This window comes from Peptoniphilus grossensis, from assembly GCF_001940285.1.
Lineage (GTDB): Bacteria > Bacillota > Clostridia > Tissierellales > Peptoniphilaceae > Peptoniphilus_A > Peptoniphilus_A faecalis.
The window spans coordinates 1747386-1763655 of the sequence record NZ_MJIH01000001.1; the positions used below are offsets into that span (position 1 = coordinate 1747386).

Consider the following 16270-nt stretch of genomic DNA (forward strand, 5'->3'; position numbering starts at 1 on the left):
TTGAATGTATAGTGTTTTATTAGTAAGCAATCAGATCTTAATAAGAACTGCTTTGAAAAAGACAATTGAGAGAAATAAAAATTTTTATATCAAAGATGAAGTTAATACTCCAAAGGAGGCGATTGATTTAATAAATAAGGAAAATATAAATATAGTGTTTTCTGAATTTATGATGCCTTCTATGAATGGCAAAGATTTTATAGATGTTGTTAAAAAAGAGAATAAAGATATAAAGGTTTTTTTGGTGACATTTCCATCTGATTTGTTCTCAAGAGAATATAAAAATATAGATTTAAACCAAGTAATACTTAGACCTATAACATATGAAAAAGTTGAAGAGAAGTTAAAACTATATGAAAAAGATTATAAAAATTTTAACGAAATTAATCTCGTATTAGAGATGCAAAAAGAAGTTAATATGAATGATTTCTTTGCTGTATACGAATATTTGACAAAATATATTGATAAATATGATTTTAAAAATAAAGAAGTAGAGAATAAAGTTCAAATAAAAAATAGTTTAAAAAGCATTGCAAATAGAATTATAAATTTAAACAATATTACAGATGAAGCAAAAAAAATAGAAAAAGAAATACCAATCACAAATGCAATTGTTTCAGATTCGAGGCTATGTAAAAACTGGATGTTTAAAATTTTAGAATATTATTTTAAGAGAAAAAGTACTATAAATTATCCAATACTTGAAAATGTTCTACTTTATATTGACAAAAATATATCTCTAAGCGATGTGGTAAAAGAATGTAATATATCACAGGGTTACTTAAGTAGACTTTTCAAATCTGAGTACAATATGACAGTTGTTAATTTTATACACTTTAAGAAGATAAACTTGGCAAAGGAATATATAGTTTTGGAAAATCAAAGCATATCAGATGTAGCTTTTAATTTAGGTTATAACGAATATGGATATTTTAGTAAGGTATTTAAAAAATATGAACAGGAAACAGTTGAACAGTTTAGAAAAGCTAGGTGAAATAAATGAATAAATTTATCGTTACATCCGAGTCTGTAACTGAAGGACATCCTGACAAAGTTTGCGACTTAGTGTCAGATTCAATTTTAGATGAATATTTAAGAGGAGACTTTAACTCAAGAGTCGCTGTTGAAAGTATGATATCTAACAATCTTTTAGTTTTAGCAGGTGAAGTTACATCAAAAGCAAAAGTTAATGTTGAAAAAGTTGCAATAAACACTATTAGAGAAATAGGGTATTCTACAGATGAATCAGGTTTTGATGTAGATAAAGCAATAGTACTTACAAACATTGATGAGCAATCAAAGGACATTGCTAGGGGAGTTAATCGTGAAAAGATTTGTGCAGGAGATCAAGGGTTAGTATATGGATACGCGACAAATGAAAGTAAATCATATCTTCCACTATCTAGTGAACTTTCACACAGACTTAGCAAGAGACTTTCTGAAGTTAGAAAAAAGAATATAATTGCGGGATTATACCCAGATGGGAAATCGCAAGTTAGCTTAGTTTATGAAAATAATATGCCTTCTTATGTAAAATCTGTAGTTTTAGCAGCTCATCACAGAGAAAGTAAAGACATTACAGCGCTTAGATATGAATTGATAAAGGAAGTAATTTTAAAAGAAATTGACAGTTCGCTCCTTAGAAAAGACACAGTAATTCATATAAATGCCACAGGAAGATTTACAATTGGTGGTCCTAAAGCAGACGTTGGACTTACAGGTAGAAAAATTATAGTTGATACATATGGTGGAGTTGGACGTCATGGTGGAGGAGCTTACTCTGGTAAGGATCCATCAAAAGCAGATAGATCCGCATCATATATGGCAAGATATGTTGCTAAAAACATTGTTGCAGCAGGACTTTGTGATAGATGTGAAGTTCAACTTGCTTATGTAATTGGTAAAGAAAATCCAGAAAGTGTTTATATAAATACTTTTGGAACAGAAAAAATAAGCTTGGATAAAATTTATAAAATAGCAAATGAAGTCTTTGATTTAAGTATTGATGCAATAATAAGGAATTTGAAATTACAAAGGCCAATATATAAAAATACAGCCGCTTATGGACATTTTGGAAGAGATGAAAGCGATTTTACATGGGAGAAAACAGATAAAAAAAATGAAATAAAAAATTTAATAAAGTAGGTGTAATATGGATATTTTAACAATATTTGTAGGTTTTGCTGGAGGATTTTTCGGTGCAGCTTATGGTTCAATACCGGCATTTATAATAACGGGTGTATTTGCTTTAGTAGGCTCAGCTTTGACAATTGCAGGAGTAATAGACTACACGGTAGGTTCAGTTGCCTTTGGACCATTCTTTGGACCTCATGTATCTTTTGCAGCAGGGGCAGCAGCAGCGACATATGCCGCAAATTATGCTAAAAAATTAGACAGTTCACAAAATGTTTTAGCATCTTTATTTGGATTAGGAGATATAAAAACATTATTAGTAGGTGGTCTTTATGGAGTAGTTGGAATAATTTCATTTACATTAGTTGAAAAGCAAAAGTATTTTGTAACAGATAGTCCTGGATTTAGCGTATGCGTTGTACTATTTCTAAACAGACTTATACTTGGCAAAACTTCTCTTATTGGATCGTTAAAGAATGGAGAAAAAAGAGAAATTTTATCAAAAGATGAAGCTATAATGAATGGTATCGTTGGTTTTTTATTTGGACTAGGAATAGCAATTATAGGGAAAGTTTTAATAGATGCAGGAGTTGGGAAAGAAGCCATGGGTGCATATCCTGTATTTGTTTTTGGGTTCTCAGCAATATCACTTATATTCCTACAGATGGGATTTTCTATTCCAATTACACACCATATAACTTATCCGGCTGCTACAACTTTTGTGCTGACAGGAAATGTATATTTTGCAGCTTTAACAGGATTAATTAATGGAATACTCTGGGTTATTGCAGGTAAAATCTTTAACTCACATTGTGATACATACATTGACCCACCAGCCGTTGTTATTGCATTAAGTGTTTTTGTAATAAATTTAATATTCTAATATAAGGAAAAGGAAGTAATATGTTGGACAATAATGAACTTGTAAAAAAATAACAAAAGAAGTTAGTAGGAGAATTGATAATATAAATAAGCATAAAATTGTTGTAGGAGTATCCAATAGACATGTACATCTATCACAAGAAGATCTGGAAAGTTTGTTTGGGAAAGGATACAAGCTCACTGAGAAATCAACATTGAAACAACCAGGACAATTTGCTTCAGAAGAATGTGTTATAGTTCGTGGACCAAAGGGTGAATTTAAAAACGTAAGGATTCTTGGTCCTGTGAGAAAAAAATCGCAAGTTGAAATATCTTTGTCCGATTCCTTTAAACTAGGAGTAAAAGCTCCGATAAAAGAATCTGGAAAACTTGAAGGTACACCAGGTATAGAGTTAATAGGACCATGTGGAAGTGTTAAATTAGAAGTTGGAACTATAATAGCTTTAAGACATATACATATGAGACCGGAAGATGCAGATTTTATGCATGTAAGAGATGGCGAATTTGTAGATGTGGAATTCTTTGGAGAAAGGAAAGCTATAATGGGCAATGTACTAGTTAGAGTTAGCGATAAATACCAATTAGAAATGCATCTTGACACAGATGAAGCAAATGCAGTTGGTATAAAAACTAATGACTATGCAGTAATAAGAAAATTTGCAAGGTGAGAAATTGATTAGTAATAAAGAAGTTTTACAGCTTTCAGAACTTATAAAAGAAGAAAAATTTATAGATTTTAAAAACAAAGAATTAAAAGTAGGGGTTGATCTTGGTACTGCAAACATTGTACTTGTAGTTGTCGATGAGAAAAACAAACCTATAACTGGAATTATTAAACCGGCTAAAGTTGTAAAAGATGGAGTTGTAGTTGACTATATAGGTTCAATAAGTATAGTTCGTGAGTTAAAAGAAAAGCTTGAAGAAAGACTGGGAAGTAAGCTTATATATGCATCATGTGCAATTCCACCGGGAATAGATCCTAGAAGCACTAAAGCAATAGCAAATGTAGTTGAATCTAGTGATTTTATTGTAACAAATATAATTGATGAACCTACAGCCGCTGCAGAAACTTTAAAAATAAGTGATGGAGCAATAGTTGATTTAGGAGGTGGTACTACCGGTATAAGCCTTTTAAAAGGTGGAAAAGTAATAGGATCGTGGGATGAAGCCACAGGTGGGCATCACATGAATTTAACTATAGCGGGATATTATAATATTGATTTGGATAAAGCTGAAGAGGTGAAGATTAATTCCAATAACAAAGATATATTTGCCATAGTAAAACCGGTTTTGGAAAAAATGGCAACTATAGTAAAAAATTATCTAGAAGGAAAAGAAGTTGATTCGCTTTATCTAGTAGGTGGTTCATCTAATTTTGATGGAATTGAAGAATTATTTGAAAAAATAACTGGAATAAAAACTTATAGAAGTAAAGAAGCGTTATTAGTGACGCCACTTGGAATAGCAAAGAGTTGTTTAGGAGGAAAAAATGGAAAATAGTATGATAGAAGATATTGTAAGACAAGTAATTGAAGACTTAAAAAAAGACGAGGAAATTAGTTTCGAAAGTCAAACAAAAAATAGTATGAATAATTATGGAGTTTTTGACAATATGGATGAAGCCATAGATGCAGCAGATAGAGCTCAAAAACAACTCTATGAACTATCATTAGATGAACGAGATAGATTTGCAAATGTAATAAGAAAAACTATATTAAAAGAAGATAATTTAAATTTAATGTCTGTAATGGCGGTTGAAGAAACAAAAATTGGTAGAGTAAGTGATAAGAAAATAAAAAATAGAGTTGCCGCACAAAAAACACCTGGTAAAGAAGATTTAAAAACAAACGCACTTACTGGCGCAAATGGATTAATGATTGAAGAATATTGCCCATTTGGCGTAATAGGTTCAATTACACCAACAACGAATCCTACAGAAACAATAATATCTAACTCAATATCTATGATAGTTGGAGGAAATGCAGTGGTATTTTCACCGCATCCTCGTGCAAAGAAAACTTCAATATTATTAATTCAAATGTTAAACAAAGCATTAGTTGAAAATGGAGCACCAGAAAACTTAATTACAATGGTTAAAGAACCATCAATAGAAGCAACAAATGAAATGATGAAAAATCCAAAGGTAAGACTTCTCGTAGCAACAGGAGGACCGGGAATTGTAAAAACAGTTTTATCATCAGGTAAAAAAGCGATTGGTGCAGGAGCAGGTAACCCACCAGTAGTTGTAGATGAAACAGCTGATATTAAAAAAGCGGCAAAAGATATAGTTGATGGATCAAGTTTTGATAACAATGTTCCATGTATAGCAGAAAAAGAAGTATTTGTAGTAGAAACAAAAGCAGATGACTTAATATATTACATGAGACAAAATGGAGCATACTTACTTGATAACGAAACAGATATAAAAAATCTTGATGAATTAGTAAGCCAAGAAAATGGAAAACCTAAGACAGAATTCGTAGGAAAAGATGCAAAGTATATACTAGAAAAAATTGGTATAGAAGTATCAGAGGATATTAGACTAATAATATTTAAAACTAACAAATATCATCATCTAGTACAAGAAGAAATGATGATGCCAATACTTCCAGTAGTGCCAGTTCCAAATGTAGATGAAGCAATAGAATGTGCTCACGAAGCAGAACATGGAAATAGACATACAGCAATTATGCATTCTAAGAATGTAGATAAACTTTCAAAAATGGCAAAACTACTAGAATGCACAATTTTTGTTAAAAATGCACCATCGTATTCAGGAATAGGTGTTGGAGGAGAAGGCTCTACAACTTTCACAATTGCTGGACCTACAGGTGAAGGGATAACAAGTGCAAAGAGTTTTTGCAGAATAAGAAGATGTGTAATTAAAGATTCATTTAACATTAGATAAAAATTAAATAAAAATATATATTTATTTAACACTCCAAAATCATCCTTGAGATTTAGGAGTGTTTTCATGTATAAAAGAGGCTCTATAATCTTTAAAACATGTTATAGAGCCTAAATAAAATATTTAAAACACTTGCAAAGTTATAAACTCTATGTTATAGTAAATGACAATTAAATAATGATCGATGTTTAGAGAGGTCGCGATTTTTAAGAGTAGGTTAACGAAAGGAAAAATCGCCGAAGGAGAAATCCTGGGGATGCAGAGAATATCTGTATAACTGTCACATTAGAAATGCCCATTTCTTTTGTAGTGCGCTCTATTCATTGAGGGCAAAAGAGAATTTTAACTATGAGTCTTTTGCTCATAGTTTTTTTGTTTTAAGGAGAGTTTTATGAAATTATTTGGAAATTTAAAAGTGATAGATAATGAGATACATTTGGGAAAGTATTCCATGAGTTATTTGAAAGAAAAATATGGAACACCTCTTTATATTGTAGATGAAGATTTTTTTAGGGAAAATATTAGAAAGTTTAAAAGGCTCTATAATATCTGTTGGGGAGTAAATCTCTAACAGATATTTTTATGTAAAAAAAATTGCACTTATACGCATTTAGTCCTAAACTTAAAATAACAACAAACTTTGTTAGGAGGTGCATATAAGTGCAAAATAATAATAACATGAATTTGTTGGGTTTTAAAGATGTAATTTTTGATAGTTTTTGTGAGGATAAGGAATTTGTTCACATTTATGCTTCTGTTACAAAGATGGATACTTGTCCTCACTGTGGTTCTACAAAGATTTGGGTTCATGATCATAGGATTCAAAAGATTAAGGATACTCATATTCATGGTAAGAAATGTCTTATTCATTTAAAGAAGACTAGGTATGATTGTAAGTCTTGTGGTTGTCGTTTTGAAAGAGAACTTGATTTTATTGCTAAGGGTCACACTATGACTTATAGGCTTGTTTTTGCTATTGTTGCTGAATTTAATGAACTTCATTCTAGCTCTTCTATTGCTAGTAGGTATAATGTTTCTTCTAATACTGTTTTGAGAATTTTACATTGTTTATATGTTTCAAGAGCAAAACTTTCAAGTGTATTGTGTATAGATGAGTTTAAAGGTGATAGTGGAAATATTAAGTATCAAACTTCTCTTCTTAATGGTGATAAGCACTCTGTCATTGATATTTTGCCTACTAGGGATAAGAACTTTTTGTTTAAATACTTTAAAAAAGTTCCTAACAAGGAGAGACAAGAAGTTAAGTTTTTTGTAAGTGATATGTCCAATACCTTTAAGTCTGTTAAGAATAGGTTCTTTAAAACTTCTATCCATATTGTTGATAGGTATCACTTCATAAGACAAGTTTCATGGGCTTTAGAGAATGTTAGAAAGAGGATTCAAAAAGATATTTCTTCTAAGCTTAGAAAGTATTTTAAGAGAAGTAGGAGTCTACTTACAAAACCTGCTTCTAATTTAACAACTGAACAAGCTAAAGAAGTTTCTTTAATGCTTGATTTAAACAACGATTTGAAGTTAGCATATAGGTTAAAGGAACTGTTTTACCAATATGTTCTAAGTCAACCCAATAGAGTTAGAGCATCTAAATCTTTAAGGGAATGGATAAGAAGAGCTGAAGAATCTGATTTAAAAGAATTTAAATCTTGTATCACTGCTTTTAATAACTGGTTTGATGAGATATGTAATTCTTTTGATTATCCTTGGTCTAATGGTCCACTTGAAGGTACTCATACTAAGATAAAGACTTTAAAAAGAAATTGTTTTGGTATGAAAAATTTCAATTTGTTTAGAAAGAGAATCATGTTTGCTTGTAAGTAATGATATGAAAACGGGAAAATTTTGCAAAACCCCTAGGGGTTTTGTTTGCTATACCTATTTTTAGTAATTTTTTAGTTATTTTAGTTTTGATATTCTAATAGCGCCTAAGTATTGATTTTTTAATGGAAAGAGAGACTCGAATTAACGAGTCTCCCCAATATTTGACATAGAGCCGTTTAAAAATAGTTTTAAATCTAAAAAATTCAATACAAATATTTTATATGCCTCCAAGGCTCTTTTAAATAAATATATTGCCAATGTTGTTTGTGAAGAGGACATTTCAATTGATGCTGTAAGTGGTGGTGAAATCTATACGATTTTAAATTCAAGAATGAGTGCAGATAAAATATATTTTCACGGCAATAATAAATTAAAAAAATGTAATGTGATAATGCATATGTTACAGAAATAAAAAAATAGAGAGGTACTTTTGATACAATATAAATAAGCATAAAAAAGTATCGAAAGGAGCCTCTCTATGTCAATAATAACAGAAGAAATGAGATTTCGTCAAATAATATGTGAATATGCACTTAAACATAGCGTTACTAAAGCCGCAAGAAGATATCATACTAATCGTCAATTTGTATATAGACAGTTAAAAAAATAAATTGGAAATGTAAAAAGCCTAGCATTAAAATCTAGACACCCAAAAACAAGCCCAAAAGCCCGCAAAAAGAAGAATTAAAATTAATTGAAAGAATGTATAAAGAAATTGGGATCTAAGGATTGGCAGAAGTATATGTTAGAAGCAAATCAAAAGGCTATGAAAGATCTTTTAGAAGTATGTGTAGACAAATACGTAATATGGATTTAAAAAGCCTAAAATCAAGAGTCAAAGCTATACAAGATATATAGGATTAGATGGAAAATATCCCGGAGAAAAAGTACAAATAGACATAAAATATGTACCTGGAGCCTGTATAAAATTTCCCACATATAGAAACAAATATTATCAAATAACAGCAATAGACGAATATTCCAGAAAAAGAATATTAAAAATAGTAAAAGAAAAAAGCACTTATGAAACTTCAAAATTTTTGGAAACATTAGAAAGAGAAATGGGCTTTAAAATAAATACAATACAAGTAGATAACGGGTATGAATTTGTCAATGATCCCGAAAAAACAAATAAAACATCTATATTTCAAAAGTCGCAGACAAAATGGGAATGAAAATAAAGAGGACCAGACCATATTCACCATGGCAAAAGGGAAAAGTAGAAAGAAGTCATAGAGAAGATGAAAAAATAATATATGGAAGAGAAGTATTTACCAGCGAAAAACATTAAAAAAAGAAATAAAAGAACATGAAATAAAATATCACAGCACAGCAAAACATGCACTGAATTTCAAGAGTCCAAATGAAATAATAAAAGAATATAATCTTCAAAAAGCTTCATTAAATCTTAATAGGCAGATAAATCTTTTGAAGTTATTGTATCAAAGTACAAAAAGTGTAACATATGTCTTGACAGTTAAGAAAGTCTTTTTTGTTATGTTGCATTTTTCCTTTATATAAGACAAAAATCGTGCTATCATAAAATTAACATTAACAAAAAGGAGCAATCATGAAAAATTTTAAGGTAAAAGATTTAGTTATTACATCACTTTTTATTGCACTTGTCTATGTATTTACATGGATAGTAAAAATTCAGTTGCCCTTTGCACCAAATGGAGGACTTATTCACCTCGGCAATGTTCCCTTCTTTTTAGCTGCAATATTTTTTGACAAAAGAATTGGAATGACAGCAGGTGCACTTGGAATGGGACTTTTTGACTTGACAAGCGGCTGGGTAATGTGGTCTCCAATGACAGTTATATCAGCATTAATCATGGGTTACATACTAAATGAATTTAATTACAAAGACTTAAAATTAAAAAATTTATTAATTTCCTTTGTGCTTGCTACTATAGTAAAAGTTTTAGTTTACTATGTCGGAGAAATATTTATTCTTTCATCTTTTGTGACTCCACTTGCATCAATACCTGGAAACATTATTCAAATTGCAGTTTCATCAGTGATTGTGCTTGTACTTTTAAAGCCAATGGAAAGAGTTTTTAAAAATATTTAAAGATTAAAGGAACTGCTATAAATGCTAAAATAAAAGGTGATGTTGCAAAATAGATAATTTTATTTTACAACATCACCACTTAATTTATATTATTCAAATTTTCCGTGACAGTTCTTATACTTTTTTCCGCTTCCACATGGACATGGATCATTTCTTCCAATCTTTTTTTCTTTTCTTACATAAGGTTTTTGTTTTCCGTCATCTGGATTTACAGTTTCAACTTCTTTTGCAACTCTAACTCTTTGTACTTTTTCAGGATTTATTACATGATAAAGCATTTTAACTGTGTCTTCTTTGATTGATTCGTTCATTTCTTCAAACATATCAAAGCCTTCTTCTGCGTAAGCTCTAACTGGGTCAGTTTGTCCAACTGCACGAAGTCCAATTCCCTTTCTTAATTGATCCATTGCGTCGATGTGATCCATCCACTTTTGGTCAACATTTTGAAGTAGGGCAACTCTTTCGATTTCTCTAAACTTTTCGTCACCAAAGTCTTCTTCTTTTTCTTTGTATTTTACATCGGCAAGTTCTTCAATGTATTCTTTTAAAGATTCTGCTGTTGGATTTTCAAGTCCCTTTAAGAAATTTTCATCAAAACCAAAAATATTTATTCCAAAATTTCTAATTGATTCGAAGTCTAAGTATCTCTTGTTATTGTCATCAATCTTGTTGTAAAAGTCGATAGTCTTGTCGATGACATCATTTCTCATTGCGATGATGTCATCTTTTAAGTTTTCACCTTCAAGTACTCTTCTTCTTTCGCTGTAGATTACTTCCCTTTGTTTATTCATAACGTCGTCGTATTTTAAGACATTTTTACGGATACTAAAGTTATTTCCTTCTACTTTTCTTTGTGCTGATTCAATAAGCCTTGTTAAAATTTTTGCTTCAACGGGTTCATCTTCTGGTGAATCGATTTTAAGCATTGTTTCTTTAAATCTATCTCCGGCAAATAGTCTAATTAAATCATCATCTGCTGATATATAAAATCTTGAAGAACCAGGGTCTCCTTGACGACCTGAACGGCCACGGAGTTGGTTATCGATACGTCTTGACTCATGTCTTTCTGTACCAATTATTCTAAGTCCGCCAACTTTTTTAACTTCTTCTGCTTCTTTGTCAGTTTCTTCTTTGAATTTTTTAACAAGAGCTTGATAATCTTCTCTTGCTTTTATAATTTCTGGATCATCTGTCTTGAAATATGAATCTGCATATTCAAGCATTTCTTCTTCCATGCCTTGTTTTTTAAGTTCTTTCTTTGCAAGATATTCTGGATTACCACCAAGTACAATGTCGGTACCACGACCAGCCATGTTAGTGGCAATGGTTACTTGTCCAAAACGACCAGCTTGCGCAACAATTTCAGATTCTTGTTCATGTTTTTTGGCATTCAATACATTATGTTTAATGCCTGCACGTTTCAAGTATTTTGAAAGCACTTCCGATTTGTCGATGGAAATTGTACCCACTAGCACTGGTTGTCCCTTTTCATGTGCTTCTGCTATTTCTCTAGTAACAGCTTTGAACTTTGCATCTTCATTGATGTAGATGTGATCATTTTCGTCATTTCTTATAACAGGTTTGTTTGTAGGAATTTCAACGACGTCGATATTATAGATGTCTCTAAATTCGCTTTCTTCTGTCATTGCTGTACCAGTCATACCAGAAAGCTTGTCGTACATTCTAAAATAGTTTTGGAATGTAATTGTAGCAAGAGTTTTTGATTCAGCTCGTACTTCAAGTCCTTCTTTTGCTTCGATGGCTTGGTGAAGACCTTCAGAGTATCTTCTACCATACATTAAACGACCAGTAAATTCATCAACTATAATAATTTCGCCATCTTTAATAACATAGTCAATATCTTTATGCATTGTACCCGCAGCTTTTAAAGCTTGGTTAATGTGGTGAGATAATTCCATATTAGATGCGTCTGATAAGTTTTCGATGCCAAAATATTTTTCAGCCTTTTCAATACCCTTATCAGTTAATGTTGCAGTTTTGTCTTTTTCATTTATAACATAGTCAACAGTTTCTTCTTCAAATTCTCTATTAAATCTTTCAAGATCTATTTCATCTTGGCTCTTAATCCTATGAGATAAAGTATTCACAAAATCTCTAGCTCTAACATACAAATCAACAGATTCGTCGCCTTGACCAGAAATAATAAGAGGTGTTCTAGCTTCATCAATTAAAATTGAGTCAACTTCGTCGACTATACAAAAGTGAAGTCCTCTTTGTACCATTTCTTCTTTATAGATAACCATATTATCTCTAAGATAGTCGAAACCAAATTCATTATTTGTACCATAAGTTATGTCTGAATTATAAGCAGCTTTTCTCTCATCTTGATCCATATCGTGGATAATACATCCAACAGTAAGACCTAAAAACTCATAAACTTTACCCATCCAGTCCCTATCACGGCTTGCCAAATAATCATTTACAGTTACAATATGTGTGCCCTTGCCTTCAAGAGCATTTAAGTAAGCTGGAAGTGTAGCAACAAGTGTCTTACCTTCACCTGTTTTCATTTCAGCAATTCTACCTTGGTGAAGAATAATACCACCTATTACTTGTACTCTAAAGTGCTTCATGCCAAGCACCCTCCAAGCAGCTTCTCTTACAACAGCAAAAGCTTCTGGAAGTATATCATCGGTAGTTTCACCATTTTTAATTCTATTTTTAAATTCTTCAGTTTTTTCTTTTAGCTCAGTATCTGAAAGTTTTTCCATCTCGCCTTCGAGACTCATAACTTTATTTACAAGGGGCTCGATCTTTTTTAGTTCCCTATCGCTGTAGGTACCAAAAATCTTTTCCATTAAACCCATTTTACCACTCCTTTTACCTGACGTATTATTTTATCATTAAATGGCATGATTTACAACAAAAAACAATTTTTACTTATCTCTATAAATTATATTGTTACAAATATTTAATGTCAATATAAATAGCTTAAATACTTAATTTTAATTGAATTTAGCTGTTCATTAACTATACAAATTTTAAATTTTATATTAAAATGTATTTAATAAAGAGGAGGTTAATATGATACTAGTAGTTGACTTTGGAGGCCAATACAATCAGTTAATAGCAAGAAGAATAAGAGACTTAAATATTTACTGTGAAGTTGTACCCTACAACAAGGCCCTAAAAGAATTAGAAAATAGAAAAAATGTAGAAGGGATAATATTTACTGGTGGACCTAACTCAGTATATGAAGAAAATGCACCAAAAATTGAAAAAGAAATCTTTGACAAAAATATTCCAGTACTTGGACTTTGCTATGGAATGCAAGTCATGGCATACACATTAGGTGGCAAAGTAGTAAGTGCACCAAAGGAAAGAGAATTTGGAAAAACAGAAATCACAACAGAAACATCTGAAATATTTAAAAATTTAGATAAAAAAGAAACGGTTTGGATGAGCCATGTAGATAGAGTAGAAAAATTGCCAGAAGGATTTGAAATAATTGCACATAGTAAAAACTGTCCAGTAGCAGCAATGGCAAATGTAGATAAAAATCTTTACGCATTACAATTTCACCCAGAAGTAAATCACACCATCCACGGCAAAGAAATGTTAGAAAACTTTGCAGTAAATATTTGTGGTGCAAAAAAAGACTGGACAATGGAAAACTACGCAAAAAAAGCAATAAAAGAAATAAAAGAAAAAGTTGGAGATGGAAAAGTACTACTTGCATTATCAGGTGGTGTCGACTCATCAGTAACAGCAGCACTAATATCAAAAGCAGTAGGTGAAAAATTAACTTGCATCTTCGTAGATCACGGACTAATGAGAAAAAACGAAGGTGACGAAGTAGAAGAAGCTTTTAAAGACTCAGGCATGCACTTCATAAGAATAGATGCAGAAAAAAGATTCCTAGAAAAACTTTCAGGGGTAACAGATCCAGAAAGAAAGAGAAAAATAATCGGCGAAGAATTTATAAGAGTCTTTGAAGAAGAAGGACAAAAAATAAAATCAGTAGATTACTTAGCACAGGGAACAATCTACCCCGATGTAATAGAATCAGGGTTAGGCGACTCAGCAGTAATAAAATCTCACCACAATGTAGGGGGACTACCTGATTTTGTTGATTTCAAAGAAATAATAGAACCACTTAGAATGTTATTTAAAGACGAAGTGCGCAACCTTGGACGAGAACTAGGACTACCTGATTATTTAGTAAACAGACAGCCCTTTCCTGGACCTGGACTAGCGATAAGAATAATGGGAGAGATAACAAAAGATAAATTAGACATTTTGCGTGACGCAGACAAAATTTTTAGAGACGAATTAGAAGCTGCAAAACTAGAAGACATCAACCAATATTTCGCAGTATTAACAAATATCAGAACAGTTGGCGTAATGGGCGACTTTAGAACTTACGACTACACGCTTGCCCTTCGTGCAGTATCGACAACGGACTTCATGACAGCAGATTTCACAAAAATCCCGTGGGAAATCCTAGAAAAAGTATCAAATAGAATAGTAAACGAAGTAGATCACATAAATAGAATAGTTTACGACATAACATCAAAACCACCAGCAACTATTGAGTGGGAATAATCGCAAAAAAATTAAAAGATTTGTAAAATCAACGGTTACAGAAGATAAAAAACTGTAACTGGGACTAAAATGGGAACATTTGTTAAAAAGAATAAACTAAATAATAGTTCCAAGTGGTTTACATTTGGATAAAAAAATTAGACCGTAGTTTCAAGCTGCGGTCTTTTTGTTATATATATAATGAGAATCAATTTAATTAGAGATCCAACTTTCTAATATATAGTCAATAAGATATTTTAATTTAGTAAAATCATAATCTTGTTTATAGTATTGATGAAATGATTTGATTAGTAAATTTTTTGGCTCAATATTTCCTTGATATTGCATTAACTTGTCGTTAAATCCAGTCCATCTAACATAAATTTCATAGTCTATTGAACTATGATCTAAAAAACATTCTATAGAAACTGCTTTTCCGTTTATATTTTCTATAGAATTTCCCTGTGGACCCTTACATTTAAAATTATTAAAATCTTTATAATTAGGTAGAGTTATAACCTTTAGGTTATTTGGCAAATCGATTTTTTTAATATCATTATAAACAGATTTACCAGCTGTATCATTATCTAAAATAACTAAAATTTTATTTAAAATATTTATTTTGGATAATCCTTTAACAAAATTCTTTAAATTACCAGTTCCGGTAAAAGGATAATTTTTCTCCATATCTATAAAATCAAAGAAATCTGCGATATCACTATAAAGTAGTTTAATACATTTTTTTATAATATCTGTATCAGAACTACCTTCTGTTACTATAAGTATTTTTTCTTGTGTATCTAGTTTTGGAATAATATCTTCTTCTAGAATCCATCCGTTTTCAACAACATCTGCATACCTCCAAATTACATTTAGATGATGATTTTTTTTATTTTCACTTAGAATTCTTAATGTAATATATGGATGTAGATTTTGAAGGAATTCTCTAATATCGTAATATTCATATTCTGACAAAGTAGAAAGCTTATTAATTTCACTTATAACGCATTTTCGTGCATATTCACCTAAATCATAATTATAATCATATTCTTCAGATGCCATATTTATGCTATTTATATCAATGTTTTTTATAGTATTGTAATAGTCATTAAAAGAAATTGGTATAGAAATATTATCTAACTCACTAATACTTTTTAAATCTTCGTTAAATATTTCTTCAATATCATGTAAACTATATCCTAATAAATCCAATCTTCTCATCACAGATTTGATATTTTTAGATAATCCTTTTCTATATTCGATATCGTCATCAGAATAGTAATAAGGAACCATTTTTATATCTTCTTTTTGGAACAAGCAAGAGTGGTTATTAAACATATTATTTTTACCCCAATCAAGTTCCATTTTTCCTATTCCTAATGTAATCATAGAACCCATAAATAGTACCTCTTACTTTAAAAATCTTGATTTTTTTGGATATGATAACTTCCAACCTTCAAATTCCTCGTCTGTTATCTCATCGTTGTAATGCTTTTTTCTCATCTCATTCCATTCTATAAGAAAATTATTGAAGTCTACATCATTTGATAAAAGTCCAGTGATCTCTCCATCATCTGCCAACGGTCTAAACTTCATGTCTTTTTCATAATCAAAGATTATATGCATTATTTCAAAAATAGAATTAGGTTCATGATTAATTAATGCTGATATATCACAATCAAGTGCTTCAGATATTTTTTGTAATTGTTCTCTACTTGGAGATCTATTTCCAAGCTCGTAATTTCTTATAGCAGCATCTGTCAAACCAGACTTAATGGCAAGTTCTTTTTGAGTTAAGTTTCTCATAAGTCTTAACTTTTTTAGTTTTTCTCCAGAAATCAAACTAACTCCTCCTTATTTCACAATAACTATAAATATTTTATCACAAA

Annotated in this window: 15 protein-coding genes and 1 riboswitch; of the genes, 12 read left to right on the forward strand and 3 right to left on the reverse strand. The window is 30.8% G+C overall.

The features are described 5' to 3' along the window. Window positions 1-4 precede the first annotated feature (4 nt). The 11 genes from BIV18_RS08415 (at window position 5) to BIV18_RS08470 (ending at window position 9836) form a co-directional block, all read left to right on the forward strand. The gene (locus BIV18_RS08415; protein ID WP_075660167.1) at window positions 5-994 is read left to right on the forward strand and encodes an AraC family transcriptional regulator; all 990 of its coding nucleotides are present in this window, start codon (window positions 5-7) and stop codon (window positions 992-994) included. Window positions 995-999: 5 nt separating this feature from the next. After that, window positions 1000-2145, forward strand: coding sequence for a methionine adenosyltransferase (metK, locus tag BIV18_RS08420; protein ID WP_075660168.1), 1146 nt, complete (start codon window positions 1000-1002; stop codon window positions 2143-2145). A gap of 7 nt (window positions 2146-2152) precedes the next feature. Next, the gene (locus tag BIV18_RS08425; RefSeq protein ID WP_075660169.1) at window positions 2153-3016 is read left to right on the forward strand and encodes a DUF7973 family transport facilitator; all 864 of its coding nucleotides are present in this window, start codon (window positions 2153-2155) and stop codon (window positions 3014-3016) included. 154 nt (window positions 3017-3170) lie between these two features. Beyond that, a complete protein-coding gene (gene pduL / locus BIV18_RS08430; protein WP_235860818.1) occupies window positions 3171-3683 on the forward strand; it encodes a phosphate propanoyltransferase in 513 nt (170 codons plus the stop codon). Window positions 3684-3687: 4 nt separating this feature from the next. Continuing rightward, on the forward strand, window positions 3688-4515 hold the full coding sequence (gene eutJ, locus BIV18_RS08435; protein ID WP_075660171.1) for an ethanolamine utilization protein EutJ: 828 nt from the start codon (window positions 3688-3690) through the stop codon (window positions 4513-4515). Next, the gene (locus tag BIV18_RS08440; RefSeq protein ID WP_075660172.1) at window positions 4505-5923 is read left to right on the forward strand and encodes an aldehyde dehydrogenase family protein; all 1419 of its coding nucleotides are present in this window, start codon (window positions 4505-4507) and stop codon (window positions 5921-5923) included. The genes eutJ and BIV18_RS08440 overlap by 11 nt, the downstream gene beginning before the upstream one ends. A 183-nt stretch (window positions 5924-6106) precedes the next feature. Continuing rightward, window positions 6107-6248: riboswitch (Lysine riboswitch) on the forward strand. A gap of 66 nt (window positions 6249-6314) precedes the next feature. Next, window positions 6315-6494 carry a hypothetical protein gene (locus BIV18_RS08445; protein ID WP_075660173.1) on the forward strand — a complete coding sequence of 60 codons (180 nt, stop codon included), beginning with the start codon at window positions 6315-6317 and terminating at the stop codon, window positions 6492-6494. A gap of 107 nt (window positions 6495-6601) precedes the next feature. After that, window positions 6602-7762: an ISL3 family transposase gene (locus BIV18_RS08450; protein WP_083635506.1), complete on the forward strand. Its 1161-nt coding sequence runs from the start codon at window positions 6602-6604 to the stop codon at window positions 7760-7762. A gap of 166 nt (window positions 7763-7928) precedes the next feature. After that, on the forward strand, window positions 7929-8174 hold the full coding sequence (locus BIV18_RS11465) for a hypothetical protein (protein ID WP_416351112.1): 246 nt from the start codon (window positions 7929-7931) through the stop codon (window positions 8172-8174). 511 nt (window positions 8175-8685) lie between these two features. Next, window positions 8686-8937: a hypothetical protein gene (locus BIV18_RS11385; protein WP_328585305.1), complete on the forward strand. Its 252-nt coding sequence runs from the start codon at window positions 8686-8688 to the stop codon at window positions 8935-8937. 395 nt (window positions 8938-9332) lie between these two features. Further along, the gene (locus BIV18_RS08470; RefSeq protein ID WP_075660174.1) at window positions 9333-9836 is read left to right on the forward strand and encodes an ECF transporter S component; all 504 of its coding nucleotides are present in this window, start codon (window positions 9333-9335) and stop codon (window positions 9834-9836) included. A gap of 89 nt (window positions 9837-9925) precedes the next feature. On the opposite strand, the gene secA is transcribed toward BIV18_RS08470, so the two are convergent. Beyond that, window positions 9926-12664 (reverse strand): preprotein translocase subunit SecA, encoded by a 2739-nt coding sequence (gene secA, locus BIV18_RS08475; RefSeq protein ID WP_075660175.1) that lies wholly within the window; start codon window positions 12662-12664, stop codon window positions 9926-9928. A gap of 217 nt (window positions 12665-12881) precedes the next feature. Here secA and guaA point away from each other — a divergent pair, with 217 nt between their 5' ends. Next, on the forward strand, window positions 12882-14402 hold the full coding sequence (gene guaA, locus BIV18_RS08480; protein ID WP_075660176.1) for a glutamine-hydrolyzing GMP synthase: 1521 nt from the start codon (window positions 12882-12884) through the stop codon (window positions 14400-14402). Between the two features lie 192 nt (window positions 14403-14594). Here the strand turns inward: guaA and BIV18_RS08485 are convergent, their stop codons facing one another. Together BIV18_RS08485 and BIV18_RS08490 are read right to left on the reverse strand one after the other, a co-directional pair. After that, window positions 14595-15770, reverse strand: coding sequence for a HEPN/Toprim-associated domain-containing protein (locus tag BIV18_RS08485; protein WP_144015212.1), 1176 nt, complete (start codon window positions 15768-15770; stop codon window positions 14595-14597). Window positions 15771-15791: 21 nt separating this feature from the next. Beyond that, the gene (locus BIV18_RS08490) at window positions 15792-16223 is read right to left on the reverse strand and encodes a helix-turn-helix domain-containing protein (protein WP_075660178.1); all 432 of its coding nucleotides are present in this window, start codon (window positions 16221-16223) and stop codon (window positions 15792-15794) included. Window positions 16224-16270 lie beyond the last annotated feature (47 nt).

Excerpts from the sequence above, each read along its gene's own strand:
- BIV18_RS08425 (WP_075660169.1), top strand. The coding sequence starts at position 2,153 with ATGGATATTTTAACAATATTTGTAGGTTTTGCTGGAGGATTTTTCGGT.
- BIV18_RS08440 (WP_075660172.1), top strand. The coding sequence starts at position 4,505 with ATGGAAAATAGTATGATAGAAGATATTGTAAGACAAGTAATTGAAGAC.
- BIV18_RS08445 (WP_075660173.1), top strand. The coding sequence starts at position 6,315 with ATGAAATTATTTGGAAATTTAAAAGTGATAGATAATGAGATACATTTG.
- BIV18_RS08450 (WP_083635506.1), top strand. The coding sequence starts at position 6,602 with ATGAATTTGTTGGGTTTTAAAGATGTAATTTTTGATAGTTTTTGTGAG.
- BIV18_RS08485 (WP_144015212.1), bottom strand. The coding sequence starts at position 15,770 with ATGATTACATTAGGAATAGGAAAAATGGAACTTGATTGGGGTAAAAAT.
- guaA (WP_075660176.1), top strand. The coding sequence starts at position 12,882 with ATGATACTAGTAGTTGACTTTGGAGGCCAATACAATCAGTTAATAGCA.
- metK (WP_075660168.1), top strand. The coding sequence starts at position 1,000 with ATGAATAAATTTATCGTTACATCCGAGTCTGTAACTGAAGGACATCCT.
- BIV18_RS08470 (WP_075660174.1), top strand. The coding sequence starts at position 9,333 with ATGAAAAATTTTAAGGTAAAAGATTTAGTTATTACATCACTTTTTATT.
- secA (WP_075660175.1), bottom strand. The coding sequence starts at position 12,664 with ATGGGTTTAATGGAAAAGATTTTTGGTACCTACAGCGATAGGGAACTA.
- BIV18_RS08415 (WP_075660167.1), top strand. The coding sequence starts at position 5 with ATGTATAGTGTTTTATTAGTAAGCAATCAGATCTTAATAAGAACTGCT.